Genomic DNA, 26,691 nt, shown 5'->3' on the forward strand with positions numbered 1-26,691 from the left:
CATGAGCCATTGGCGGCGCATGCATGGCGGATTACGCTTCGCTAATCCGCCCTACGTGGTTCAGATTGGCTCGTTAGCCGAGAGCCATGCTTGAGGTCTGCGGCGCGGCGGCCAATCCTCCCGACGTGGTTTGAATTGGCTCGTCGGTCGTCGGTCAGCGGCCGGGATTATAGGTTGTCGGCGGCGCGGCGCTTGTCGGGCTCGTTGAGCACGCGGGCGATGACCGGTAGCGGGACGCCGGCGTCTTCCAGGAAGAGGGCTGCGGCTTCGCGGCCGTCGGTATCGAGCATGGCGATGCCTGCATGGACGGCGATGGCCTTGGCGCGGTCTGGTCGGGAACGTCGTTCTATCATCATGTGGCCTCCTGTCGTTAAGAAGACAGTATCACAAAAGCAATGGCATTGCGCGCACCGGCCGCGTGCCCGGAACCGGGCTGCGCGGCGCCGCCGTTACGCGATCTTGCGGGCGAAGCTGGCGCGCATGTCGCAGGCGCTGCCGATGGCGCGCAGGATTTCTTCCATGCCGGCCGGTTTGGTGATGTGCTGGTCGAAGCCGGCAGCGTGCGTGCGCTGGCGCGTGCCCTTGTCGCCCCAGGCCGTGAAAGCGACCAGCGCGAGATCGCTAAATTCCGGCTGCGCGCGCAAGGCGGCGGCGACCTGGAAGCCGTCCATGACCGGCATGCCCAGGTCCAGCAGGATGACGTCGGGCGCGAAGTCTTTTGCGCTCTGTAATCCGTCGGCGCCGCTGTAGGCGACGGCGGTCTGGTAGCCGTACAGGCTGAGCAATTCCGCCGCGACGTCGGCCGCCTGGCTGTTGTCGTCGATGATGAGTATGCGTTTGGTTGAGTTGGACTGGTCCATGATATCGATCGAAAAAGTGGGCAACTGAAGCGTTGCGTCTTTCGGCTGGGGCCAGGCCGGGTTTGGTTGCGCGTGCGGTGAATCTGGGCACGGCGGGCAGGAAAAGAATTGCCTTCCTGAATCAAATTATAAAGCGAAACCAGTATGTAAAGGCAAGGTATTTAACATTTCTGTGCGGATAAGCCGCTCTATTTCTTGAATAATTGCATAGGCGTCACCAACTTAGGTTCAGATCCAATATCGAAAAGGAATGATGATGACGATTGAGAAAGCAATTCTGGCCGGCGGCTGTTTTTGGGGCATGCAGGATTTGATCCGCAAAATGCCGGGTGTCGAAAGCACGCGCGTCGGTTATAGCGGCGGCGATGTGCCCAATGCGACTTATCGCAATCACGGCACGCATGCCGAGGCGATCGAGATTAATTTTGATCCATCGGTCATCAGCTATCGCAAAATCCTGGAGTTCTTTTTCCAGATTCACGATCCAAGCACCGCCAACCGCCAGGGCAACGATGTGGGCATGAGTTATCGTTCCGCCATTTTCTATGTCGACGATCAACAAAAAGCGACAGCCGAGGACACCATCGCGGATGTCAACGCGTCCGGTTTGTGGCCCGGCAAAGTGGTGACGGAGCTGGCGCCGGCAGGTCCGTTCTGGGAGGCGGAACCGGAGCATCAGGATTATCTGGAGCGCATTCCCAACGGTTACACCTGCCATTACATTCGTCCGGACTGGCGACTGCCGAAGCGCTGAAACGGTCTGAACTTCGTTACGCGCACGTAAAAGTTATTTGTAAACAACGGCTTGGAAATCGGAAGGTATACGGAAGGCGGCGTTCTCGACTGGTGGATACAGTGCACTCATGCACTTGCGTCCACCAGGAGAATACATATGAGTCAATTATTTACCGCCGTTTATGAAGTCAACAGCGCCGTCGATGGCGGCCCGACCCTGCGGCTGAATCTGGTCGTCGATGGTCGCAACGACAGCGTCGTGGGCCACGTCCAGCTTGATGATTTTTCCGGCGCGGGCAAGGCGATCTCGGTGCGTGGCCATCACGTGGAAATCGACGGCGAGCAGCCCATGCAGGCTATTGTGCTGGCCGGTACGCCGACGATTTTTCCATGCACCGACGAAGACCCCAGCGCTTTCCAATTGCTGATGGTATTGCCGACCGCCTGGAAGGATGGTCAGGTTTGTTACAAAATGAGTTTCGGTAAAAACTCGCCCCGCGTTCTGGAAATCCACGACGGTATTGCGCGTGCGGTTTTGCAAGTCGCGAATTAAGCCGGTTTATATTTATACCCGCTTCACTACCACTTTTTTATCGTGCCAAATTGGTACTCGCCGAATAACAAAATCGTTATTGACGGGTACTCTATTGCCAGTTTCATGCCCCAATAAAGAAGCGCGCCGCCGGTGTTAGCGTGCGCTCACTATCCATGGCCCGGTTGCCATGTTTCATTCCCCTAAGATTGTTTTCTATGCGTAACTGGTATTGGAGTGGATGCAATTTTCAAAACCACTTGACTACCAATTCTTTCAGTTTCATCCTGAAAAAAACAAGAAAAGCATAGATCACCCACCCGAAGGAGAGATGATGGAACATGCAGTGAAGGGGAATGCGGCCGTGATGGGCCTGATCGCCGGCATGCTGGCGGCTTGTGGCGGGGGCAGCGATACCCCCGCTTCCGATACATCCAACAAGTTACTGGCGGCGGTGCAGACCGCGGCGGCGGTAGCCGATACTTGTCCGGCCTGGTCCTCCACGGCGATCTACACGGTCGACATGTGCGTGACCTACAACGGCGCCGTCTACAAGGCCAAGTGGTGGACGCAGAATAACGTGCCCGGCACGGAACAGTGGGGGCCTTGGGCTTTGCAAACCACCACGCCAACGCCGACGCCTACTCCGACGCCCACTCCGACGCCGACACCCACTCCCACTCCCACGCCAACACCTACTCCTACGCCGACACCCACCCCTATTCCGGGCGGCCGGGAAATCGGCTCCTACTTCGCACAGTGGGGCGTCTATGGCCGCAATTACGAGGTGGCCGACATCCACACCACCAAAACGCCGGTCAACGGCGTGCAGACCAGCGTCGCCGACCAGCTCACGTTCATTAACTACGCTTTCGCCAATACCTACGCCAAGAACGGCGGCTATGAATGCGACATGGTGACCAAGGCCGAAACCGGCGGGTCGAATCCCAGCTCGCCGGACGCCGGAACCGGCGGCGATGCCTACGCCGATTATCAGCGCTCGCCGGCGCGCACCGTCAACGGCCAGGCCGTGCCATGGGATGCCCCGTTGAGCGGCAACTTCCTGCAACTGAAACTGCTCAAGGCCGCGCACCCGAACCTGAAGATCTTCATCTCGCTGGGCGGCTGGAGCTGGTCGAAGAACTTCTCGGCGGCCGCCAAGACCGACGCGCTGCGCAAGCAGCTGGCCAAGTCCTGCGTGAAGATGTTTATCGCCGGCGACTTGCCGGTCCAGGATGGACGCGGCGGCGCGGGCGCTGCCAAGGGCGTGTTCGACGGCATAGACATCGACTGGGAATACCCGGGCGGCGGCGGTCAGACCTACAACACCGTCGACACGGTCAACGACAAGCGCAACTTCACCTTGCTCATGGCGGAATTCCGCGCGCAGCTCGACGCGCAGGGCGCCATCGACGGCAAGCGCTATGCGCTGACGGCGGCCATCGGCGCGGGCGGCGAGAAAATCGCGCAGACCGAACCGGCGCTGTACGGGCAGTACATGGACTGGGTCAATCTGATGACCTACGACTTCCACGGCGGATGGGAAGCGACCACCAACTTCCACGCGCCGCTGTACCACGATCCGGCCGATCCATCGACCGGCAATCTGGCCAAGTACAACAGCCACGATTCGATCACCGCGCTGGTGGCCGCCGGTATGCCGCGCAATAAGATCCTGCTCGGCGTGCCGTTCTACGGACGCGGATGGAAAGGTGTGGCGGCGGGCCCGAACGGCAACGGCCTGTATCAAAGCACAGGCGGCCCCGCGACCGGCGCCTATGAGGCCGGGATCGACGACTACAAGGTGTTGATTAACAAAACCGGATCGCGCTGGTATCATCCGGTGACGAAACAGCTGTACCTCTACACCGGCAGCGGTGAGTGGTGGAGCTATGACGACCCCACCGTGATCGCGACCAAGATGCAGTACGTTCGCGATCAAAACCTGCGCGGCGCCTTCTCCTGGGAATTGGACGGCGACGCCAACGGCGCCCTGACCAACGCCGTCTGGATAGGAAGATAAGCGATGACGCGCCATGCCACCGTTGCACCTGTAGCTGTCAACGACGCATGGCGCACCTGGATCGCCGAGAACCTGATGCTGGGCGGCCGGCCGGAAGGCCTGGTCGGTGTTTTGATCCAGTCCGGCATCAGCGAGCAGGATGCGCTGGCGGAGGTCGATGCCGCGCTGCGCAGCCCTTACCTCAAGGGGGCGTCGCGCTTGCACAACCGGCTGGCGAAGCGCGACTGGGTGCTGGGCATCCAGTCGCGATTGAACCGTCTGGCGCCGACCGAGGTGCCGCGCCGCGAGCGCCTGTCCGGCGATGCCTTCCTCGAAGAGCATTACCGCCGCAACCAGCCGGTGATCATCACCGGCATGCTGGACGACTGCGTCGCCCGCACCAAGTGGACCCTGGATTATTTGAGCGATCATCTGGGCGAGCGCGAAGTCGAGGTGCAGTTCGGCCGCGAGGCCGATCCGAACTACGAACTGAACAGCCAGGCGCACAAGCGCCGCATGCCTTTTGGCGAGTACGTGGAACTGGTGCGCGCCGGCGGCCGCACCAACGATTTCTACATGACCGCCAATAACGACGAGAGCAACCGCGAGGCGCTGCGCGGGCTGATGGACGATCTGCCGCCGTTGGCCGAGTATTTGAACGAGGAGCGGCGCGGCTTTTTCTGGTTTGGGCCGGCCGGCACGCTGACGCCGTTTCATCACGACCTGACCAACAACTTCATGATGCAGATCGCGGGCCGCAAGCGCGTACGCCTGATCGCGCCCTGCGATATTCCCTATCTCTACAACCAGCGGCACTGCTTCACGCCGATCGACGGGCGGGACATCGACGTGCGCCGCTTCCCCATGATGGCGAATGTGCCGGTGATCGACTGCGTGCTGGAACCGGGAGAGATCCTGTTCCTGCCGGTCGGCTGGTGGCATTTTGTCGAGGCGCTCGATATCACCATCACCATCTCCACCACCCATTTCAGGTGGGATAACGACTTCTATTCGGACTACCCGGGCAATCACGACTTCTGATCCGAACATCGGGATCGATTACAATCGTGTGGCCGACAGTAGACCGCAAGCGAGGCCGCCATGCCCATGCACTACCTGCGGGCCTTGACCGGTCCGCACCGCACCGATATCAGCAACCGCCGCCTTGGCCGCGCGCTGGCCTTCGTGGCCGGCGCGGTCAACGCCGGCGGTTTCTTCGCGGTGGGGCAATACACCTCCCACATGTCGGGCATCGTCTCGGCGCTGGCCGACAACGCCGCGCTGGGCGACATGGCGCTGCTGCTGGCGGGGACGATATCGCTGTTCTCCTTCTTCCTTGGCGCGGCCACCTCCGCGATCCTGATCAACTGGGGCCGCCGCCGGGGCGCGCATAGCCGCTACGCGCTGCCGCTGATGCTGGAGGCGGCGTTGCTGCTGGCCTTTGGCCTGCTGGGCAGCAGGCTGGCGGAGCACGGCCATCTCACCGCCATCGTGGCACTGCTTTGTTTTGTGATGGGACTGCAGAATGCCATCGTCACCAAGGTGTCGCGCGCCGAGATCCGCACCACCCACGTCACCGGGCTGGTGACCGATATCGGCATCGAACTGGGTAAACTGTTTTACTGGAACCTGGGGCAGGTTGGCGGAGATGGCGCTGCGCCGGACAAGGTGGTGGCGGATCGCAATCGGTTATCCTTGCTATGTTCCTTGCTGGGCGCTTTCCTGCTTGGCGGCCTGCTTGGTGCGTTCGGCTTCAAATTATTGGGCTTCCTCGCCACCGTCCCGCTGGCGCTGGCGGTGCTGTCGTTCGCCATCATTCCTATTTTCGACGACTTTTACAACACGTATTGACTTAAAGATGATCAGACCCGCGACACCGGACGATGCTTCCGCCATCGTCGATATCTACAACCATTACGTCGCCACCACCGTGATCAGTTTTGAAGAGCGCCCGGTTACTCCGGACGAAATGGCCGGCCGCATCCGCGACGTGACAGCGGCCTTGCCCTGGCTGGTGTACGAGTCCGAGGGCGCTGTGGTGGGCTATGCCTACGCGACCAAATGGCGCGTGCGCAGCGCCTACCGCTATTCGGCGGAGACCAGCGTGTACGTGGCGCCGGGGCAGGGCGGCAAGGGCATCGGATCGGCGTTGTACAAAACCCTGTTGGAGGAACTGCGCGCGCGCGAAATCCACATGGCCATCGGCGGTATCGCGCAGCCCAATCCCGCCAGCGTGGCCTTGCACGAGCGCCTCGGCTTCGAGAAAGTGGCCCATTTCAAGCAGGTGGGCCGCAAATTCGACCGCTGGATCGACATGGGTTACTGGGAGCTGCAACTGGGCTAGGCATAGTTTGGATGCCCCCGGCGTTGACCCGCTGTTGGCGGCGCATCGTGCGTCGGGCCCGTCCAAAAGTTGATATGATGTGGCTTTGTTAATACCGGGTTCGCCCGCAGCCATCATGCCACAGGCCAGCACCGACACCGACTTGACGACATGTGACAGCGAGCCGATACGCACGCCCGGCAGCATTCAGCCGCACGGCTTTCTGCTGGCGCTCTCGCCGCAGCTCGAGGTGCTGCAGGTCAGCGACAATCTCGCCGATTTCACCGGCATTCCTCCCGAGAAGGCGCTCGGCCGCCCGCTGACGGACGTCATCGGCGCCCGCAGCGCGCAGGCGCTGCAGCAAAGCCTGAGCGGCGGCCAGTTGCGCGAGCGTCCGGCCTATATCGCCACGGTCGGCCTGGAGGGGGAGCCGTTCGACGTGTTGGCCCACGCCTACGACAATTTGCTGGTGCTCGAATTCGAGCGCGCGCGCGGCACCATCGACGCCGGCATCCAGCAGTTGTATCCACTGGTCGGGGATTTCCTCAACAAGATCAGCGACGCCGATACCATCGTCGAATTGTGCCAGCTGGCCGCCAGCGAGATCAGCGCGCTGACCGGTTTCGGCCGGGTGCTGGTTTACAGCTTCGACGAGGAAGGCCACGGCAACGTGCTGGCCGAATCCATCGGCGAGGGTTACGACGGCTATCTTGGCCAGCGCTTCCCCGCTAGCGACATTCCGCGCCAGGCGCGTGAGCTGTATCTGGCCAACCGCATCCGCCTGATCCAGGATGCCGACTACCAGCCGGCGCGGCTGGTGCCTCCCGAGAACCCGCTGACCGGCAAACCCAACGACCTGTCGTTCGCGTCGCTGCGCAGCGTCTCGCCGATTCACCTGCAATACATGCGCAACATGGGAACGTTGGCGTCGATGTCGGTGTCGCTGATCGTCAAGGACAAGCTGTGGGGCCTGATTTCCTGCCACCATGAGCAACCGCGCCACCTTAGTTTCCACCAGCGCAGCGTGTGCGAGCAGTTGGGCCAAATCCTGGCGCTGCGCATCCGCAACCGCGCGGACGCCGACCAGCTGCAGTTCCGGCTGGAGGTGCGGCGCGTGATGGTCAATCTGCTGGGCGGGCTGACGCAGGGGGCGGACTTCATCGAAAACCTGCGCAGCGTGCTGCCCGAGCTGCTGCGCTTCGCGCGCGCCGGCGGGGTCGCCATCGTGGTCGACGACCGCTTGATCAGCTACGGCCACACCCCGGACGACGAGCAGATACGCGGCCTGGTGGACTGGCTCAGCGCCAATGTGCACGAGGACCTGTTCCACAGCGACCGCCTGGGCACCGTCTATCCGGCGGCGGCGGCCTACACCGCCTCCGCCAGCGGTTTGATGGCGATGCCGATCTCGCGCATCCACCAGCACTACCTGCTGTGGTTCCGTCCCGAGGTGGTGTATTCGATCGACTGGGCCGGCCGCCCGGAAAAAATGGAAAAAACCCCAGGCATGCTGTCGCCGCGCACCAGCTTCGCCAGCTGGCGCGAGGCGATCCACGGCACCTCCGCGCCGTGGCACGAGGGCGAACTGGAACTGGCGCTGGAATTTCGCACCGCGCTGCTGGGTATCGCGCTCGAACGCGCCGAGCAGATGGCCGATCTGGCTGAGGAACTGGGCCGCGCCAACAAGGAGTTGGAGGCGTTCTCGTATTCGGTGTCGCACGACTTGCGCGCGCCGCTGCGCCACATCGTCGGCTTTTCCGATCTGCTGATGGAGACCGCCGGCAGCGACAATCCGGAACGGCGCCAGCGCTTCCTGGTCAACATCAAGGAATCGGCGCGGCTGGCCGGCAAGCTGGTGGACGATCTGCTCAGTTTTTCGCAGATGGGCCGCGCCGCCTTGCGGCCCGTGCGCGTGCGCATGGACGATCTGGTACGTGGTTGCATCGACAAGCTGGCCCCGGACACGCCGGCGCGCCGCATCGATTGGCAAGTGTCGCAACTGCCGGTGATCGTCGCCGATCCGTCGTTCCTGCAGCTGGCGTTGTACAATCTGCTTTCCAACGCCGTCAAGTTCACCGCGCAGAGCGATCCGGCCGTCATACGCATCACCAGCGAGCAGCTACCCGAGGAAACCGTGTTTCACGTCGCCGACAATGGCGTCGGCTTCAACATGGATTACGCGCACAAGCTGTTTGGCGTCTTCCAGCGGCTGCACCGCATGGAGGACTTCCAGGGAACGGGCATCGGCCTGGCGAATGTACGGCGTATCGTTGAGCGCCATGGGGGCCGCGTTTGGGCGCGGTCGGCGCCGGGCGAGGGAGCGACGTTCTCCTTTGCCATACCGACGAATACCAATACAAATACCGATAAAGTTTGAGGCATGCCTATGTTAAAGCCTATCCTGCTGGTTGAAGACAACCCTCATGATCTGGAGCTGACGCTGATTGCGCTGGAACGCAGCCAATTGGCCAATGAAGTGATCGTCGTGCGCGATGGCGCCGATGCACTCGATTATCTGCATGCGCGCGGCAGCTTCGCCAACCGCGAGCAGGGCAACCCCGCCGTGGTGCTGCTGGACCTGAAACTGCCCAAGGTCGACGGCCTGGAAGTGCTGGCCGAGATCCGTGGCATCGCCACGCTGAAAAGCATCCCCGTGGTGATGTTGACGTCCTCCCGCGAAGAGCAGGACCTGATCCGCAGCTATGAGCTGGGCGTGAACGCCTATGTGGTCAAGCCGGTCGATTTCCAGGAATTCGTGCGGGCGATCGCCGACCTGGGGATATTCTGGGCAGTGCTCAACGAGCCGCCGCCGGGGTCGCACCGCTACGTCAAGCCGCAGTAGTTAAGCTGCGGTAGTTAAGCCGCAGTAGTCGCGCCGCGCCTGCGCAGCAGGTGGCGGATGCGCGAGCTGAGGGTTTCGACGGTATAAGGTTTTTGCAGCAGGTTGACCCCCGGCGGCAGTTTGCCATCGTGCGAGAGCACCCCTTCCGCATAGCCCGACGTGAACAGGATCTGCGCCTGCGGCAGTTTTTCGCGTACCAGTTCACTCAATTCCAGGCTGCTTATGCGGCCCGGCATCATCACGTCCGTGAACAGCAGGTCGACCTCTACGCCGCCATTGATCAGGTGCGTCGCCTGTTCGGCATCGGCGCTGCTCAGTACTTTGTAGCCCAAGGTCGACAGCATGTCGACGGTTGCCGCCCGTACCGCCTCCTCGTCCTCGACCACCAGTATGGTTTCCACGCCTCCGGTCAACGCCGGCAGCGCGGTGTTGTGTTCCGGCTCCGCCAGCGCTTCGCTGCGGCGCAGGTAGATCTGCACGCAGGTGCCGGTCCCCAGGGTGCTTTGCAGGGCGATCTCGCCGCCCGATTGCTTGACGAAACCGTAGGCCATGCTCAGGCCCAGTCCCGTGCCCTGGCCGGTCGGCTTGGTGGTGAAGAATGGTTCGAACGCGCGTTGCATCACCTCCGACGACATGCCCGAGCCGGTGTCGGCGATCTCAATCAACACGTAGTCGCCCTGGCCGTCGCCGATCTTGGACAGCTGCTCCGAGCCGGATGGCAGGTTGCGGGCGCGGATGGTCAAGGTGCCGTCGCCGCCCATGGCGTCGCGCGCGTTGATGGCCAGGTTCAGGATCACGTTATTGAGCTGGCTGACATCGACGTCGGTGTTCCACAAGCGCGTGGCGATATCGGCGATGACCACCGCGCGCGGACCGAGCACGCGGCGCAGCATGTCGTCCATATCGGCCAGCACCGGCGTCAGGTCGACCACCGCGCTTTGCAGCGGCTGGCGGCGCGCGAACGCGAGCAGGTGCGCTGCCAGCCGCGCGCCGCGCTCGACGCCATTGAGCGCGTTCTCGATGCGCGCCATGCCTTGCGGATTGACGTCGCCGACCATCTGCAGCAGATGCAGGTTGCCGCTGATGATCTGCAGGACATTGTTGAAATCGTGGGCCACGCCGCCGGTCAGTTGGCCGATCGCTTCCATTTTCTGCGCCTGGTGCAGGGCGGCCTGGCTGACGCGCAGTTCCTCTTCGCGCTGGCGCAATTCGAGGAAGGCGGCGTCGCGCTGCTGGCGCGCCTGGTAGGCGGCGCAGTGGTAGCGGATGCGCGCTTCCAGCTCGCGCGCCTCCGGCCACTTGACCAGATAGTCGTTGGCGCCGAGCGCGAACGCCTGCGCCTTGATGTCCGCATCGTCCTCGGACGACAGCAGTATCACCGGCAGATGCTCGGTATATGGATCGGCGCGCAGCATGCGGATCACGTCGAAGCCGTCGGCGCCGGGCATCCGCAGGTCGACCAGCAGGACGGTGGCGTCGATCTCCTTGCACAGCTGGACGGCCAGTTCGGCGCGGTTGTCATAGCGCAGCGTGATGCCTTGTTGGCGCGCCATGTGATAGCCGATTAAGTCTTCGGCCATCGCCTCGTCGTCGATCAGCAGGACGGAGCAGTTCTGGGATTGGTTTTGGTTCATAGGCAGTATGCTGGTAGTCCATAAATTTTACCTGAGCTCCATTTTTTCAGATGTTGCCGGCGCCTACTGTGCGCGCGCTAGCATTGCGCTGTGTAAAATCTTGTCATCGATAAAAAACTTAGGAAATATCTTGGAGGAAATTTCCTTCGTGGAACAAGATGTGCTGACCGCCTTACGGCAGGCAACGGCGCAGCGACATGCCGAACTCGACTCCAGCACGCCTTTGGCGGCGGGCGAGGTCGATCTGCGCGCGTATCACGATCATTTGCGCCTGCTGGAGCAGTGGCTTGCGCCGATCCAGGACTGGATGGCGCAATTCGATGAGGGGCCGGAGCTGCCGCCTTATCTGGATGCGATCAGGCAGGATCTGGCGCATCCGGCATTGGCTGGAATGCCGCCGCCAGCGCGCGGCGGCACAGCCGTGGAATGGCCCGTCCGGTGTGGGGCGGCGTGGCGCTGGGGCGTTTGTTATGTGATCGAAGGGTCGCAGCTGGGCGGGGCGGTGCTGTACAAAAGGCTGGCGGACCGGCTGGCGCCCCATCCGCTCGATTATTTGCGCGGCTCCGGTTCACCAGGGCCGCGCTGGCAGCAATTCATCGCGGCGCTGCGCGAACATCTGGTGGACGCGCGGGAAATCGCCGAAGCCTGCGAAGGCGCCCGGCAGGCTTTCGACAGCCTGATCGCATTCAACCGTGCGCGATCGACCACCGGGTCGATCGCAAAATAAAAGCGGGTCAGTAGCTGGTCAACGGTACCGGCTGGCCACCTTTGAAGGTGAAGATCGTCACCGGCGACTGTTTCATGTCGCCGCGCTCGTCAAATGCGTAGGTGCCGGCGATGCCCTTGTATGAACCGGAGCCGATGACCGCCGCCACTTTCTGCGGATCGATCGAATTCGCCTTCTGCATCGCTTGCGCGTACAGCATGGTGGCATCGTAGTAGGACGCCGCGTAGACGTCGGCGTCCTGCTTGTAGCGCGCTTTGTACTTCGCCTTGAAGGCGGGGCCGCTGGAGGCCTTGTCCAGGATCGCGCCACCCTGCGAGCACAGGACGTTGTCGGCCACCGCATCGCCACCGAGCTTGCCCATCTCGCCGGTGCAGATGGTGTCGCCGCCCAGCAGTTTGGCGGTAATGCCCAGCTGCTTCATCTGGCGGACCATCGGCGCCGCCTGCGGCGCGTAGCCGCCGAAGAAGATCGCCTCGACCTTCTTGTTTTTCAGCTTGGTCAGGATGGCGTTGAAGTCGAACGCCTTGTCGGTGGTGAATTCGTGGCCGGCCACGGTCATGCCGGAGGCCTTCGCCTGCTTCTTGAATTCCTCGGCCACGCCCTGGCCGAAGGCGGTGCGGTCGTCGATCACGGCGACGTTCTTGAACTTGAGTTCATTGGCCGCGTACAGCGCCATCTTGGAACCGAGCTGGGAGTCGCTGGCATTGACCCGGAACAGGCCCTTGTAGCCTTGCATCGTGATCTTCGGATTGGTGGCGATGGTGGCGACCAGCACGCCGGCATCGTTGTACGCGCGCGAGGACGGTATCGCCACGCCGGAGTTGTATGGGCCGACCACGTATTTGACGCCGTTGTCGATCAGTTTTTGCGCGGCGGCGACGCCAGCTTTCGGGTCGCCCTGGTCGTCCTCCGACATCAGTTCGAATTTGAGCTTCTTGCCGGCCACGGTGATCGGCTTGGCGTTGAGTTCCTCCACCGCCAGACGGGCGCCGTTCTCGTTGTCCTTGCCCGAAAAAGCCTGCGCGCCGGAGAGCGGGCCGCTATGGCCGATCTTGACCACGGTGTCCTGGGCGTAGGCGCCGGTGGCGGCCAGTAGCGCCGTGGCGGCGGCGATGTGCTTTACGCTGTGCTTTAAAGTCATGCGAACTCCCGATGTCGTTGTTATGAAATGCAATCCGTGATTATCGCTAAAAACGAATCGTATTATCGTGTGACTTTGGCGCGGGATCGGGAATTATTTGGCGTGATCGGCCTTTAAAGGCAGGGCGGTCGAAATTTAATTCGGTGGGACGGAAGCGGCCATGCGTGGCGGTGGCGGGATGGCGCGCCCTCGACGCGCCATCCTTGTGCCGATTTCCGCATGCGGCCCGCTGCGTGCTCGCTGCGTTATTGTTACTGGCCCGGCCCGATGCCGCGAGTCCTGGCCGGCGCCGTGACGGCCGACACACGCGGCGTGGCGCTGACGGCCGTCTGGGTGGCGCGCGCATTGGCGCCCAGAAGCGCCGGGTCCGTGATGTTGTACGCGGCGATGGCCGCCGCCAGCGCGGGATTGCCCTGTAGCGGATTGGTTTGCACCGTGGACGCCTGCACGGCGGCGACTTGGGCGGCGCGCGCCTGCTGCGCCGCATCCGCCGCCGCCGCGTTGGCGGCGGCCAGGTTGCTGGCGGTGGTTTGCGCGGCAGCTGCCTGTTGGGCGGCGATGGCGCCGGCGGCGTTGACCGCCTCCGGCGTCGTCGCAGCTGCCAGTGCGGCGCGTGCCTGCGCGGCGGCGGCGCTGGCCTCGGCGCTCTGCGCCGCCAGTGCGTCGGCCGCGCTTTGCGCAGCCAGTGCCTGCGCCTGTGCCGATGCCGCGGCGGCGGTGGCCGCCGCCAGATTGGTGGCCGCGTTTTGCGCCGCGACGGCTTGCTGCTCGGCGGTCGCGTTGGCGGAATTGGCGGCTGCCGCCGCAGCGGCCGCGTTCTGCGCGGCGTTTGCCTGCGCCGCCGCCTGCGCGCTGGCGGCGCTTGCCGCGCTTAATCCCGATGCAGCCTGCTGCCGTGCCGCCTGTGCCGCCGCCGTGGCCTGCGCGGCGTCGGACGCCGCCTGCGCCGCACTGCGCTCGGCATTGGCATTGGCCGCAGCCTGGTTCTCTTCCGCTGTATCGGCTGCGGTCGCCTGGTTTCGCTCCGCCTGTTCGGCCGCTTGCAGCGATTGCGCGGTCTGGGTTTGCTGGGATGGCAGGGCGTTGATGTTGGCTTCCTGTGTGTCGGCTTCCTGTGCGTTGGCTACCCGCGCGTTCGCGCGTGCCTCGGCGTTCTGCGCGGCGATGACTTCGGCGGTGGACGCCTGCAGCGGATTGACGATCGGCGAATCCGGCGCCGTCGCCCGTGGCGTGAGCGGCTGCTCCAGTTCCGCGCGCTGCGCCGCCAGCCGGGCGGCGCCGGTGTCCGGCAATGGAATCTGCCGCAGCAGATCGAGTTCGGCGCGCGCCATATCCAGCCGCGCGTTGGCCACCAGGTCTTCCGGCGTCAACGCGTCCTGCTGCGCGCTGGCCAGCGCGGGCAGGGCGCCGCTGCCGGCCGCGCTTAACTGCTCGGCAAAGCGCGTCGCCAGCTCGCTAAAGGTGTCGAGCGTGTTTTGCAGCGTGTTGGTGGTCGACTGGTTGTCGGTGTTGAAGGAGGCGCGCAAAATCTCGTTGTCGAGCGACAGGCCGGCGGCGGCGTCCGACAACAGCGGTGGCTGCAAGGTGACACCGATTCGGGAGAGGCTCTGGGCCAGGCTTTGGGCTGCGCTTTGTTGATTCGGTTGGTTAGCTTGGTTTAGCTGGTTAGCCTGGTTCAGCTGCTGGGCCGTATTCGCGCCGAAGGTCTGCCGGTTCAAGCTTTCCACCAGGTTGTTGAGCAGCGAAGGTCCTTGCGGTTGGGCTTGGTTAAAATCGACGCTGGGCAATAAGTTGAAGGCATTCACTACATTTTGCGTCGCGTCATTTAATGTTGCCGCGCGGGCGGCGGCCTCCTGCGGATCGGCGCCATCCGCTGTTTGCAGTTGGGCGATCTGCTCGCGGGACTGCGATACCGTCAGCAAAAAGTTGGCCACCGGCGACAAGTCGACTTGGACCGATGATTGCGCGGGAGCATCAAGTGCGGAGCCGACCGGGGCGATCGTCGCCGAGTTGACAGAGTCGACCGCCGCCGTGGGCGACACCAGCGGAAAGTTCGCCGGGTTGGGCCCGCTCAGCGTTGTGGATGAGATGGGAAACATGGCGCTCTCCTCGAATCGGTTTGACCGTATGTTATCCCAGAATCCTCCTGACCGGCGGCCGCGTCCGTGTGGCAACTCACATACTGGAACAACTTCGCCCGAGGTCGTCTTTTTGTTAGATTGCGCACGGTAGCGTTTGACCAACAGGCCTATCTTGGTTCCTGCAGTGTTGAAAACAAACGACCAACAACCGAGAGGAACCATCATGGAAAACAGCATCGATACTAAAATCAACGGTACCACTGGTAATAACACCGGCAACAACGCCGGCAACAGCACCCGCGACGGCGTGACCCAAATTGGCAAGGACCTGCGCGCCGATGCGCACGCCGCCATCGACCGCGTCGCCGACAAGGTTCCACCAACCGCCGACCGTCTGGCAACCCGCGCCCACACCGGCGTCGATAAAGTCGCCGACGGCGTCGCCAGCGTTTCCGGCACCGTGGACAGCGTCTCCGAGCGTCTGGCTGTCCGCAGCAAGCAAGTCACCGAAAGCTACAAGAAACTGGCCGAATCGGGCCGCAGCCACGTGCGCTCCAGCCCTGCGATTTCGGTGTTGATCGCCGCCGCCGCAGGCTATGGCATCTCCAAGCTGCTTAACTCGCGCAAGTAATCCAGGCTGCCCGACCGGTATCGCTGCTGGTGCGACCGGCGGCCCGTGCGGGCGCCGATCACCAAGGGAAACCCAATGGCAACTAGCAAAAAGACGCCGGCCTCCGTAATGGGGGCTGGCTCCGTATTGAGCACCGTCGCAGGACCATCAACGTCTACGCCCCCGACCAGTTTGGGCGGCGTGCCCCAGGAAGCCGCCTTGCTGGCGAAAGTGGGCGGTACCCAGGCGGTCGCCGAGGGCATGCCCTTCAACGTCAATAAGCCGGGCGAACATGGCGACGCATCGCGCACGCCGCAGCCCGGCCAGACCGTCGCACCACCGCATCCCATCGCCGGCGCCAGCACCACCGGCGAAACCACCGCTTCGCCCAAAGTCGGCAGCGGCGTGCCGCCGCACAGCGTCAACGCCACCATTGAGCCGCTGGACCGCGTGCGTGTCGATTCCGCCGACCAGCGCTTGACCACCAACCAGGGCGTGCCGGTCGCCGACAACCAGAATTCGCTCAAGGTCGGCCTGCGCGGCCCGACCGCGATGGAAGACTTCATCCTGCGCGAAAAGATCACCCATTTCGACCATGAGCGCATTCCGGAACGCGTGGTGCACGCGCGCGGCTCCGCCGCCCACGGCTACTTCGAAAGCTATGGCGATTTGAGCGCCGTCACGCGCGCCGCGCCGTTCGCCGCCGCAGGCAAACGCACGCCGGTGTTCGTGCGCTTCTCCACCGTCGCCGGCGAACGCGGTTCGGCCGACACCGTGCGCGATGTGCGCGGCTTCGCCGTCAAGTTCTACACCGACGAAGGCAACTGGGATTTGGTCGGCAATAACATGCCCGTCTTCTTCATCCAGGACGCGATGAAGTTCCCGGACCTGGTCCACGCCGTCAAGCCCGAGCCGCACCACGCGATGCCGCAGGCCTCCAGCGCGCACGACACCTTCTGGGATTTCGTCTCGCTGATGCCGGAATCGACCCACATGCTGCTGTGGCAGATGTCGGACCGCGCCATCCCGCGCAGCTACCGCACCATGCAGGGCTTCGGCGTGCACACCTTCCGCCTGGTGAATGCGCAGGGCGTTTCGGTGTTCTGCAAGTTCCACTGGAACCCGGTGCCGGGCACGCATTCGCTGGTGTGGGACGAAGCGGCCAAGATCATCGGCGCCGATCCGGACTACCATCGCCGCGACCTGTGGGAAGCGATCGAGGCGGGCGCCTATCCGGAATGGGAACTGGGCCTGCAGATCTTCACCGAGGAACAGGCGGAGGAATTCCCGTTCGACGTGCTCGATTCGACCAAGATCGTGCCGGAGGAACTGGTGCCGGTGCAGATCGTCGGAAAAATGACACTGAACCGCAATCCGGATAACTTCTTCGCCGAGACCGAACAGGTGGCCTTCTGCACCGCGCACATTGTGCCGGGCATCGACTTCACCAACGACCCGCTGCTGCAAGGCCGTATCCACTCGTATCTGGACACGCAGATCAGCCGTCTCGGTGGCGCCAACTTCCACGAGATTCCGATCAACACGCCGGTGGCGCAGGTGCACAACAACCAGCGCGACGGCATGCATCGCCAGGCGATCGCGCGCGGCCGCGTGGCCTACGAACCAAACTCGCTGGCCGGCGGTAATCCGTTCCAGGCCGGGATGGCCGGCTTCCAGACAGCCTTCAGCAGCGTGAAGCAGGCGCCCGAGGACAAGGTGCGCGGCAAGCCGGAGCTGTTCGCCGACCACTACTCGCAGGCGCGCCTGTTCTGGATCAGCCAGACGCCGTCGGAGCAAACCCACATTGTCAACGCCTTCAGCTTCGAGTTGGGTCGCGTGCAGACGCCTGCGATTCGTGTGCGCCTGCTGTCGATGCTGGCCAACGTCGATCCGGTGCTGGCCGAAGGCGTGGCGCAGGGCCTGGGCCTGGAGGTACCGGCACCGATGCCATTGGCGACCACCGCGCCGCAGCCCCACTATGCACCGTCGCCGGCGCTGTCGCTGCTGGCGCGTCCTGGCGCCGTGGGCGTTCAGGCGCGCAAGGTCGCCATCCTGGCGGCGCATGGCGTCGATGCCGCCGGCGTCAAGGCGATCTACGCCGATTTGCTGGCCGCCGGCGCGGTGCCGCGCCTGGTGGCGCCGCACCTGGGTCAACTGGTCGCCGCCGACGGCAGCGCGCTGGATGTGGAAATCACTATCCAGGGCGGTCCGCCGGTGCTGTACGACGCAGTGATCGTGGCCGACGGCGAAGCCAGCGCCAAGATGCTGATGGGCGATGCGGACGCACTCGATTTCGTGCGCCAGCAGTTCCGTCACTGCAAGCCGATTCTGGCCGTGGGCGCGGGCGCCGATTTGCTGCGCAAGGCCGGCGTGCCGGAGAAGCTGGAAAACGGTACGGCCGATCCATCGCTGTGGTGCGTGCCGGCTGGCGGCGTGCTGCCGGCGCTGACGGAGTTCAAAGCCGCCCTGGGCGCGCATCGCAACTTCCAGCGCGAGGTTGACGCGGCTGCGCTGTAAAGGCAACTGGAACCGGGGTTCACGCGAACCACGGTTCCACGTAGGGCGGATTAGCGCAGCGTAATCGGCCATGTATGCGCCGTCGGTGGCCCACGCATGGCCGATTACGGCGTTCCGCCTAATCCGCCCTACGTGTCTCCCTTCCTTTTGGAACTTCAACAATGACGTGCATAGTGATATGCTCGTCCCCAGCAACTTCTCTCCTATAAAAGACCCATAAGAACTGGCATCGATGGACGTGTACGCCCCTCAAGTCTGGCTTCCGCACGAGCGACCGACACTACCCGGATCGCCATCGAGTCCTATTCACACGACCGAGCGTCGTGTGGCGTTCTTCATCATCGGCTTCATCGTCGCCATCACCGGTGGCTTGGGCAATGCGCTGGTGCTGGTCAACCTGCCTTATCTCCAAGGCTCGCTCGGCGTCTATTCGGCCGAGATCCAGTGGCTGCCGGCCGCCTACGTGATGGCCAACGTCTCGATGAACCTCTTGCTGGTCAAATTCCGCCAGCAGTACGGGCTGCGGCTATTCACCGAATTATTCCTCGTGCTTTACGCGGTGGCCACCGTCGCGCACTTGTTCGTGCACGGCCTGGCGTCGGCCATCGCGGTGCGCGCCGCCCATGGCATGAGCGGCGCCGCGCTGTCCACCCTGGGCCTCTACTACGTGCTGCAAGCGTTCCCCGCCCAGCACCGCATCAAGGCGGTGGTGCTGGGCATCGGCTTCTCGCAACTGGCGCTGCCGATGGCGCGCCTGTTCTCGTCGGACCTGATGGAGTTCGGCGAATGGCGCGGCCTGTACTTCTTCGAGCTGGGACTGGCCCTGGTGTCGCTGGCCGGCGTGTTGTTCCTCAAGCTGCCGCCGGGGGACCGCATCAAGGCCTTCGAAAAAATGGACTTCGTCACTTTCGCGCTGTTCGCTCCCGGCGTGGCGCTGCTGTCAGCGGTGCTGGCGCTGGGGCGCACGGTATGGTGGTTCGAGTCGCGCTGGCTGGGTCTTTGCCTGGCCGGCGCCATCGTGCTGATCGCCGCCGCGCTGCTGATCGAGCATAACCGCGCACGCCCGCTGATTAATACTCGTTGGCTCAGTACCGCCAATATCGCGCGGCTGGCGTTGTCGGTGCTGTTGATCCGCATCGTACAGTCGGAGGCCAGCGGCACGGTGGGCTTTCTGCAGGCGCTGGGTTTGAACAATGACCAGATGCAAACGCTGTGGATCATCGTCATGATCGGCACCCTGGCCGGCCTGCTGGCGAGCGCGTTGACGATCACGCCGGCGCGCATTCCCGCGCAGTTGATGCTGTCGCTGGTCGTGATGGCGATCGGCGCCTATATGGATTCCAACGCCACCAATCTAACCCGCCCGGCCGACCTGTATGTGAGCCAGTTCCTGCTCGGATTTGGCGGCGCCTTGTTCATCGGGCCGACGTTCGTCTCCGGCTTTGGCGCCGTGATCGCGGCGCCGAGCAATCTGGTTAGCTTCTCCGTGATGTTCTCGATCACGCAAACCTTGGGCAGTTTGCTCGGCTCGGCGATCGTCGGCACCTTCCAGGTGGTGCGCGAGAAGTACCACTCCAGCATCCTGGTCGAACATCTGACCCTGCTCGATCCACAGGTAGCCGCGCGGATTCAAAACGGCGGCGCCGCGCTTGGCGCGACCCTGGCCGATCCATCGATGCGCAACGCGCAAGGCGTGGCTTCGCTCGGCGCCGCCGCCACGCGCGAAGCCAACATCCTCGCCTACAACGATGTCTTCCTGATGATTACACTGGTGGCGGTGCTCACCCTCGCATGGATGCTGGCGCGCTACCTCTGGTCGATCTGTGTTGTGTGTCAGCCCAGTCCCGCGCAGAACGCGCAGACCGGCATGGCCAACGTCTCTCTTAACAATTCCGGATCACGCTGAACGACATGGCTACCAATACTCCCGATACGTCCACTCCTACTTCCGCACCGGCCGCACCGGCCGTACCCGCCGCCGCGCCGCCGGCGCCGAGCCGTCGCGGTCAGATTGTCTCCACCATCGTGTTTTCGCTGGTGGCCTTGATCGGTGTGCTGATCGTACTGTACGCGTGGCGGTTGCCGCCTTTCAGCAGCGCGATTGTCTCAACCGAGAACGCGCTGGTGCGTGGACAGGTCACCTTGATTGGCACGCAGTTGTCGGGCTATGTCGTCGACGTCAAGGTGCAGGACTTCCAGCAGGTGAAACAGGGCGATTTGCTGGTGCAGATCGACGACCGCATCTACCAGCAGCGCTATGAACAGGCGCAGGCGCAACTGGCGGCGCAAAAAGCGGCGCTGGCCAACTGGGATCAGTCGCGCAAGACGGCGGCGGCGGGCGTACTGCTCAACCAGGCCACCCTCGCCAACGCGCAGGCGCAGGCGGCCAGGTCGCAGGCCGATCTTGGTCGCGTCAACGCGCTGGCGGCCGATGGTTCGCTGTCGTTGCGCGAGCAGGACGCGTCCAAGGCTGCCCAGGCGCAGACGGTGGCCGCCGTGGCGCAGGCGCGCGCCAATCTGGATATCGCCAAACAGCAGGTACAGTCGGTGACCGTCAACAAGCTGTCGCTGGAGGCGGCGGTGGCCAACGCGGAAGCCGCGTTGAAGGCGGCCCGGGTGGACCTGGAAAACACCCGCATCATCGCGCCGGAGGACGGCCAGCTTGGGCAGGTCACCGTACGCAAGGGCGCCTATGTGAACACCGGCGCCAACCTGATGGGATTGGTGCCGCGCCAGCTGTGGGTGATCGCCAATCTGAAAGAGACGCAGATGAACAATGTGCAGGTGGGGCAGAGCGCCACCTTCAAGGTCGATGCGCTGGACGGCGCGGTGCTGACCGGGCAGGTGGAGCGCATCTCGCCAGCCACCGGTTCGGAGTTCAGCGTGCTGCCGGCCGATAACGCGACCGGCAACTTCGTCAAGATCGCCCAGCGCATACCGGTGCGGATACGCATCGACCCGGGACAGGCCAAGGCCGCGCGGCTGGCGCCGGGCATGTCGGTGATCGTCAGCATCGACACGTCGGCCGTGCTGGATGATTCGGATGGCAAGCGCGCCACTGCAGCCGCCGGAGCTGGTCGATGAAGTGCCGTCTACGGCTACAAGGCCGGCATGGAGCACTGCGCGCCGTCTCGATCGCGGCCATGCTGGTGCTGGCAGGTTGCGCGGCCAAGGTTGGCCCGCCACCGGCGTCGACGCTGGAGACGCCCGCCGCCTGGCGCACCGCGCCCGACATCGGCGCAGGCCAAAGCGCCGCACCGGTCGAGCGGCAATGGTGGCAGGCCTTCGGCGATCCGGTGTTGAGCGCACTGGTGGACAAGGCGCTCGAACACAATGGCGACTTGCGCATTGCGCGCGCGAGGGTGGCGCAGTACCGCGCGCTGGTGGGCGTCGCGGCGGCGGGGCAGAAGCCGAACATCGTCGTCGATACGACGCCGACCCGAACGCGCCAGTTGGCGTCAAACGGCCAGCCGTATGTCACCAACGTCTATCAGGCCGAGATCCAGGCCAGTTACGAAGTGGATGTGTGGGGCCGGCTGGCCGCCGCGACCGATGCCGCCACCGCCACCTTTCAATCGGAGCAGGCCAACGCGGACGCTGTGGCCTTGTCGATCGCCGCCAGCGTCGCCTCGGGCTATCTGAACCTGCGCGGCCTGGACGCCCAGCTGGCGCTGACCGAGCAGACGCTCAAGCTGCGTGGAGAATCGCGCGATCTCGCCAAGCGCCAGTTCGACGTCGGCTACAGCTCGCGGCTGGAGTGGCTGCAGGCGCAAGCCGAGTACCAGACCACCGCCGAGCAGGTGCCGCAGTTGAAGCGGTCGATCTTCGAGCAGGAGAACGCGCTGGCCATCCTCACTGGCGGCAATCCCGGACCGATTCCGCGCGGTGCGGAACTGGCGCAATTGGAGCCGCCCCCGGTGCCCGAGGGGCTGCCGTCGGAGCTGCTGCGCCGGCGCCCGGATATCGCGCGGGCGGAATACAACCTGGTCGCCGTCAACGCCAATCTGCGGGCGACGCGCGACCAGTTGCTGCCGTCGTTTAAGCTGACGGCCGTTGGCGGCATTCAAAGCCTGAAGATGCACGATTTCCTGAATTCGCCGACGGCGTTGTGGCGGCTGACCGGCGCCATCGCCGCGCCGGTGTTCGAGGGCGACCGCGTGCAGTCGCAGACCGACTCGGTGGCGGCCCAGCGCGACCAGCTTACCTTCGCGTACGAGAACGCCGTGCGCACGGCGTTTGCGGAGACCGATAACAGTCTCGGGGCGATCCATCAATTGAAGGACCAGGCGGTGCAGAACGACGCGCGCCGCGCGACGGCGGCCGAGACGCTGCGCATCGCGCATAATCGCTATCGCAACGGCTACGCCTCGTATCTGGAGGAGCTGGATGCGCAGCGCACCTTGTACAGCGCCGATGTCGGACGGCTGCAATTAAGGACGCGGATACTGGTGGCGTCGGTCGATCTATATCGCGCCATGGGCGGTGGCTGGGTGGCGCAACCGTAGTTTTATTTGAGGGGATTTCTTATGATGATATCTAAATTGGTTTTGCCGGGGTTGGCGCTGTCGTTGCTTTCCGCGAGCGCATGGGCTGATTGCAGTGCGCCCTCGACCCAGTCCGAGATGACGCAGTGCGCCGGGCAGGCATATTCCGCAGCCGATAAGAAGTTGAACCTTGCCTATAACGAGTACCGCACGCGCCTGAGCGCCGAGCAAAAGAAGAAGCTGACGCAGGCGCAGCTTGCGTGGGTCAAGTTCAGGGACCTGTCGTGCGCGTTCGAGAGCTCGGGGGCGGAAGGAGGCAGTGCCTATCCTATGGTGCGTAGCGGCTGTCTCGCCGCGAAAACCGAAAGCCGGTTGAAGGAGATCAAAGCACTGCAGGATTGCCAGGAAGGGGATATGAGTTGCCCCGCTCATAAATAAACGCACAGAGACACGTAGGGCGGATTAGGCGGAACGCCGTAATCCGCCATCTATGAGCCGCCGACGAAGCATGCATTGGCGGATTACGCATCGCTAATCCGCCCTACGTGGATCCGTGGTGTGCATGTGTCCGTGGTGTGGCTGTCGTCGTGGCTTCTATTTGACTGGGATGCAGATTTCAGCGGAGAACACGCCGGTCTCCGGGTCCATCGCATAGTCGGCAGGATAGCGCTCCAGGCACAGGCCCGGGGCGAATATGCCCTCGGCGTGGATCTGGCCGAAGAACTCTCCCCATGCCGTCGGCATCTGGTCTGCCGTGCCTTTGAATTTGGCGACCGCGTAGCGGCCGGCCGGAAGCGTCGCTTCCTTGGCCGGTTCGGCGATCGGATAATCGGCCGCCACGCCGACGCAAGCGTCGTAGCGGCATTCGTTCGGCGGGGTGGTGCTCGGGTCGTCCTGCGCCACGCCATACGTCACGCGGTCGTGCAAGCCAAAGGCTTTCTGCCAAGGCGTGAACACTTCCTTCCAGAACTCGCCGATGCCCGCGCCGTAAGGGCCCTTGTAGCGCAGATACGCTACGCGGACCGCTGGCAATTCCCTGATTTCGTATTCCATGCCGGTCTCCTTGTTTGATTAATGTCCGCCTGCGGCTTTGCGCAGCGGCTGGTCTTTTTCGCCGGCCGGTGCCGGATGGCGGCGCAGTTTGCCCATCAGGCGCCCAAGCAGATGTTCCAGATCGTCGATGTAGGTGAACACGGCCGGCACCACCAGCAGGCTCAACAGCGTCGATGTAATCAGGCCGCCGATCACCGTGATCGCCATCGGCGAACGGAAGCTCGGGTCGGCGCCCCAGCCCAGCGCCAGCGGCATCATGCCGGCGCCCATGGCGATGGTGGTCATCAGAATCGGGCGGCTCCGCTTGTGGCAGGCGTCGACCAACGCGTCGAAGCGGTTCATGCCTTCCTGGCGCGCCAGAATAGCATAGTCTACCAACAAGATTGAATTTTTCGTAACGATCCCCATCAGCATGATCAACCCGATCATCGACGGCATCGACAAGGCGCTGTTGGTGATCAGCAGCGCGACGAAGGCGCCGCCGATCGACAGCGGCAGCGCCGCCAGAATCGTCACCGGCTGCATGAAGTCCTTGAACAGCAGGACCAGCACGCAGTAGATGCACAACACGCCGATCAGCATCGCCAGGCCGAAGCTGGCGAACAACGCCGCCATCTCTTGCGTGTCGCCCAGTTCCGCGATCTTGACCGACGGCGGCAGGTTTTTCAGCGTTGGCAGCGCGCGCGCCTCCGCGTCCACTTCGCCCAGCGCGCGCCGGCCCAGTTCCACTTCGAACGTGACGTTGCGGCTGCGGTTGAGGCGATTGATCTGCGCCGGACCGCTTTCCATCGTGATGGTGGCGACGGTGGCCAGCAGCACCGGACCGTTTTTGCCCGGCACCGTCAGGCGCCCGATGGCATCGAGGTCGGCACGCACCGAATCGGGCAGCTTGACGCGGATCGGCACCTGGCGCTCCGGCAGATTCATTTTGGTCAGGTCGGTGTCGTAGTCGCCGGCGGTGGCAACGCGCACGGTCTGGCCGATGGCGTTGGCGGTCACGCCCAAGTCCGCAGCCTTGGCGAAGTCCGGCGTGACGATGATCTCCGGGCGCACCAGCGAGGCGCTGGACCGCACGTTGCCCACGCCTTGCAGCGTGCGCATTTCGCGCTCGACCTTTTGCGCCGTGGCTTGCAGCACGACCGGGTCGTCGCTGCGCAGCACCAGCTGCAGCTTGACGCCGTTGTCCGGCGGGCCGACCTTGAAACGGGCGCCCGGAATGGTGTCGAGACGGCTGCGAATCTGGTCGTCGATATCGGTCATCGATTCCTTGCGGTCGGTGCGGTGCACCGTGGTGATGGTCAGCACGGCGCTGCGCGCCTCGGCCGCCGCGCCAGGCGCGAAGGCGTCGCCGCTGGAGCCGCCGCCGATGGAACTGAACACCCCTGTGACGCCGGGGACTTCCATCGCGGCCAGGCGCGCCCGTTCGGCGATCACGCTGGTCTCCGCCAGTGTGGAACCGGGCGGCAGCTCCAGGTTGATCTGGGTCTGCGCGCGGTCGGCGGCCGGCACGAAGCCGGTCGGCAGCATGCCCACCAGCGAGATCGAGCCGACGAAGAATGCGGCGGCGGCCAGCGCCGTGATGCCGCGATGCTTCAGGCACCAGCGCATCACGCGCAGGTAACGAATCATCATCCAGCTGTCTTTTTCCTCGGCATGCGCGATGGGCTTGAGCAGGTAGGCCGCCATCATCGGCGTCAGCAAACGCGCCACCACCAGCGACGCCAGCACCGCGATCACCGCCGTCCAGCCGAACTGCTTGAAGAACAGGCCGGCGACGCCGCTCATGAAGGCGGTCGGCAGGAACACCGCCACCAGCGCGAAGGTGGTCGCAATGACCGCCATGCCGATTTCGTCGGCCGCTTCCATCGCCGCCTCCATCGGGCTTTTACCCATGCGCAGGTGGCGCGCGATGTTTTCGATTTCGACGATGGCGTCGTCGACCAGCACGCCGACCACCAGCGCCAGCGACAGCAGGGTGACGGTGTTGAGCGTGTAGCCGAACAGGTAGATGCCCAGGAAGGCCGGCATCACCGACAGCGGCAGCGCGGCGGCGGCCACCAGTGTCGCGCGCCAGTCGCGCAGGAACCACCACACCACCAGCACCGCCAGCAGCGCGCCTTCATACAGCAGCTCCATCGAGCCGTCGAAGTTTTCCTCGACCGGCATGGCGTTGTCGATGACCTGTTTCAGCACCACTTTCGGGTTGTTCGCCTCCAGCTCCTTGACCGCCTCGCGCGCGCCCTTGGCGACGGCCAGTTCGCTGGCGCCCTTGTTGCGGAAGATCTCGAAGCCGATCACCTGCTTGCCGTCCTGCAGCGCGATGGCGCGCGGCTCGGAGACGGTGTCGGTGATCGTGGCCACCTGGTCGAGCCGCACGCGGCGACCGTCCGGCAACGGCAGGTCGATGGCAGCCAGTTCGGCCGCGCTCTTGACGGTGCCGATGGTGCGCACCGACTGCTCGGCGCCGCTGACGTCACCACGTCCGCCCGGCGCTTCCTTCTGCACCAACCGCAGTTGGCGCGATACGTCCAGCGCCGACACGCGCAACGCCGCCATGCGGGCCTCGTCCAGTTCCACGCGGATTTCGCGGTACACGCCGCCCACGCGCTTGACCGACCCGATGCCGGGCACCGCCAGCAGGCGCTTGGCGACGACGTTGTCGACGAACCAGCTCAGTTCCTGCTGGTCCATTTTCTCGCCGGGCACCTGCGCGGCGGCGGCGGTGAAGGTCAGCACCACGCGGCCGGCGGTGGAGGCCTTGGTCACGGTCGGGTCGCGCAATTCGGCCGGCATGTCGGCCTTGATGCGGGCCACGGCGTCGCGCACGTCGTTGACGGCGTCCGAGATCTGCTTCTCCAGCACGAATTCGATGGTGGTGGTCGAGACGCCGTCCAGCACCGTGGTGTGGATGTTCTTCACACCCTGCAGGGTGGCGACGGCGTCCTCGATCTTGCGCGCCACCTCGGTTTCCAGTTGCGCCGGGGCGCTGCCGTCCAGGGTGGCCGTGACGGTGACGATCGGCAGTTCGATGTCGGGGAAGTCCTGCACCGGATTGGCCTTGTAGGCCATCAACCCCGCCAGGGTAAGCAGGACGAACAGCATGATCGCCGGGATCGGGTTTTTGATCGATAAGGAGGAAAAATTCATGGC

At 64.0% G+C, this 26,691-nt stretch carries 22 protein-coding genes and 1 pseudogene; 16 read left to right on the forward strand and 7 right to left on the reverse strand.

All coding sequences use genetic code 11. The features are described 5' to 3' along the window. Positions 1–167 precede the first annotated feature (167 nt). Entirely contained in the window at positions 168–356 is a 189-nt protein-coding gene (locus NHH88_07405; GenBank protein ID USX15598.1) for a hypothetical protein, read from the reverse strand. Between the two features lie 93 nt (positions 357–449). Next, positions 450–860 carry a response regulator gene (locus NHH88_07410; GenBank protein ID USX15599.1) on the reverse strand — a complete coding sequence of 137 codons (411 nt, stop codon included), beginning with the start codon at positions 858–860 and terminating at the stop codon, positions 450–452. A 250-nt stretch (positions 861–1,110) separates the two neighbouring features. Between NHH88_07410 and msrA the strand changes: the two genes are divergently transcribed. The 9 genes and pseudogenes from msrA to NHH88_07455 all read left to right on the forward strand — a co-directional run bounded on the left by msrA (position 1,111) and on the right by NHH88_07455 (position 9,294). After that, entirely contained in the window at positions 1,111–1,614 is a 504-nt protein-coding gene (gene msrA / locus NHH88_07415) for a peptide-methionine (S)-S-oxide reductase MsrA (GenBank protein USX15600.1), read from the forward strand. A 138-nt stretch (positions 1,615–1,752) separates the two neighbouring features. After that, on the forward strand, positions 1,753–2,148 hold the full coding sequence (locus NHH88_07420) for a DUF1842 domain-containing protein (GenBank protein ID USX15601.1): 396 nt from the start codon (positions 1,753–1,755) through the stop codon (positions 2,146–2,148). A 466-nt stretch (positions 2,149–2,614) separates the two neighbouring features. Then, positions 2,615–2,713: pseudogene (locus NHH88_07425) on the forward strand (carbohydrate-binding protein). Next, complete coding sequence (locus NHH88_07430) at positions 2,708–4,150, forward strand: glycoside hydrolase family 18 protein (protein USX17289.1); 1,443 nt, start codon at positions 2,708–2,710, stop codon at positions 4,148–4,150. Before NHH88_07425 ends, NHH88_07430 begins: the two are co-directional and overlap by 6 nt. 3 nt (positions 4,151–4,153) lie before the next feature. Further along, positions 4,154–5,170: a cupin-like domain-containing protein gene (locus NHH88_07435; protein ID USX15602.1), complete on the forward strand. Its 1,017-nt coding sequence runs from the start codon at positions 4,154–4,156 to the stop codon at positions 5,168–5,170. 60 nt (positions 5,171–5,230) lie between these two features. Beyond that, entirely contained in the window at positions 5,231–5,980 is a 750-nt protein-coding gene (locus tag NHH88_07440) for a DUF1275 domain-containing protein (GenBank protein USX15603.1), read from the forward strand. A gap of 7 nt (positions 5,981–5,987) precedes the next feature. Then, positions 5,988–6,473, forward strand: a complete 486-nt coding sequence (locus NHH88_07445) for a GNAT family N-acetyltransferase (protein USX15604.1) — start codon at positions 5,988–5,990, stop codon at positions 6,471–6,473. A gap of 115 nt (positions 6,474–6,588) precedes the next feature. Then, positions 6,589–8,829 carry an ATP-binding protein gene (locus NHH88_07450; protein ID USX15605.1) on the forward strand — a complete coding sequence of 747 codons (2,241 nt, stop codon included), beginning with the start codon at positions 6,589–6,591 and terminating at the stop codon, positions 8,827–8,829. A 9-nt stretch (positions 8,830–8,838) separates the two neighbouring features. Beyond that, the gene (locus tag NHH88_07455; GenBank protein ID USX15606.1) at positions 8,839–9,294 is read left to right on the forward strand and encodes a response regulator; all 456 of its coding nucleotides are present in this window, start codon (positions 8,839–8,841) and stop codon (positions 9,292–9,294) included. 14 nt (positions 9,295–9,308) lie between these two features. Here the strand turns inward: NHH88_07455 and NHH88_07460 are convergent, their stop codons facing one another. Continuing rightward, positions 9,309–10,928: a response regulator gene (locus NHH88_07460; protein ID USX15607.1), complete on the reverse strand. Its 1,620-nt coding sequence runs from the start codon at positions 10,926–10,928 to the stop codon at positions 9,309–9,311. Between the two features lie 139 nt (positions 10,929–11,067). On the opposite strand from NHH88_07460, the gene NHH88_07465 reads away from it, so the two are divergent. Next, on the forward strand, positions 11,068–11,655 hold the full coding sequence (locus NHH88_07465; GenBank protein ID USX17290.1) for a biliverdin-producing heme oxygenase: 588 nt from the start codon (positions 11,068–11,070) through the stop codon (positions 11,653–11,655). Positions 11,656–11,662: 7 nt separating this feature from the next. On the opposite strand, the gene NHH88_07470 is transcribed toward NHH88_07465, so the two are convergent. Both NHH88_07470 and NHH88_07475 read right to left on the reverse strand, forming a co-directional pair. Next, entirely contained in the window at positions 11,663–12,796 is a 1,134-nt protein-coding gene (locus NHH88_07470) for a branched-chain amino acid ABC transporter substrate-binding protein (protein USX15608.1), read from the reverse strand. Between the two features lie 251 nt (positions 12,797–13,047). Continuing rightward, positions 13,048–14,895: a hypothetical protein gene (locus tag NHH88_07475; protein ID USX15609.1), complete on the reverse strand. Its 1,848-nt coding sequence runs from the start codon at positions 14,893–14,895 to the stop codon at positions 13,048–13,050. Between the two features lie 205 nt (positions 14,896–15,100). On the opposite strand from NHH88_07475, the gene NHH88_07480 reads away from it, so the two are divergent. The 6 genes from NHH88_07480 to NHH88_07505 all read left to right on the forward strand — a co-directional run bounded on the left by NHH88_07480 (position 15,101) and on the right by NHH88_07505 (position 22,926). Beyond that, positions 15,101–15,508 (forward strand): hypothetical protein, encoded by a 408-nt coding sequence (locus NHH88_07480; GenBank protein USX15610.1) that lies wholly within the window; start codon positions 15,101–15,103, stop codon positions 15,506–15,508. Between the two features lie 75 nt (positions 15,509–15,583). Beyond that, positions 15,584–18,004: a catalase gene (locus NHH88_07485; protein ID USX15611.1), complete on the forward strand. Its 2,421-nt coding sequence runs from the start codon at positions 15,584–15,586 to the stop codon at positions 18,002–18,004. 325 nt (positions 18,005–18,329) lie between these two features. Continuing rightward, positions 18,330–19,910 (forward strand): MFS transporter, encoded by a 1,581-nt coding sequence (locus NHH88_07490; protein ID USX15612.1) that lies wholly within the window; start codon positions 18,330–18,332, stop codon positions 19,908–19,910. 5 nt (positions 19,911–19,915) lie between these two features. Next, complete coding sequence (locus NHH88_07495; protein USX15613.1) at positions 19,916–21,088, forward strand: HlyD family secretion protein; 1,173 nt, start codon at positions 19,916–19,918, stop codon at positions 21,086–21,088. Further along, on the forward strand, positions 21,085–22,509 hold the full coding sequence (locus NHH88_07500; protein USX15614.1) for an efflux transporter outer membrane subunit: 1,425 nt from the start codon (positions 21,085–21,087) through the stop codon (positions 22,507–22,509). Before NHH88_07495 ends, NHH88_07500 begins: the two co-directional genes overlap by 4 nt. Before the next feature lie 21 nt (positions 22,510–22,530). After that, positions 22,531–22,926: a lysozyme inhibitor LprI family protein gene (locus NHH88_07505; GenBank protein USX15615.1), complete on the forward strand. Its 396-nt coding sequence runs from the start codon at positions 22,531–22,533 to the stop codon at positions 22,924–22,926. A 156-nt stretch (positions 22,927–23,082) separates the two neighbouring features. Here NHH88_07505 and NHH88_07510 read toward each other — a convergent pair whose 3' ends face one another. Next, the gene (locus NHH88_07510; GenBank protein USX15616.1) at positions 23,083–23,541 is read right to left on the reverse strand and encodes a GyrI-like domain-containing protein; all 459 of its coding nucleotides are present in this window, start codon (positions 23,539–23,541) and stop codon (positions 23,083–23,085) included. A gap of 18 nt (positions 23,542–23,559) precedes the next feature. After that, on the reverse strand, positions 23,560–26,688 hold the full coding sequence (locus NHH88_07515) for an efflux RND transporter permease subunit (GenBank protein ID USX15617.1): 3,129 nt from the start codon (positions 26,686–26,688) through the stop codon (positions 23,560–23,562). Positions 26,689–26,691: the final 3 nt, after the last annotated feature.

The sequence above is a fragment of the Oxalobacteraceae bacterium OTU3CAMAD1 genome, assembly GCA_024123915.1.
In the GTDB taxonomy this organism is placed as follows: Bacteria; Pseudomonadota; Gammaproteobacteria; order Burkholderiales; family Burkholderiaceae_D; genus Rugamonas.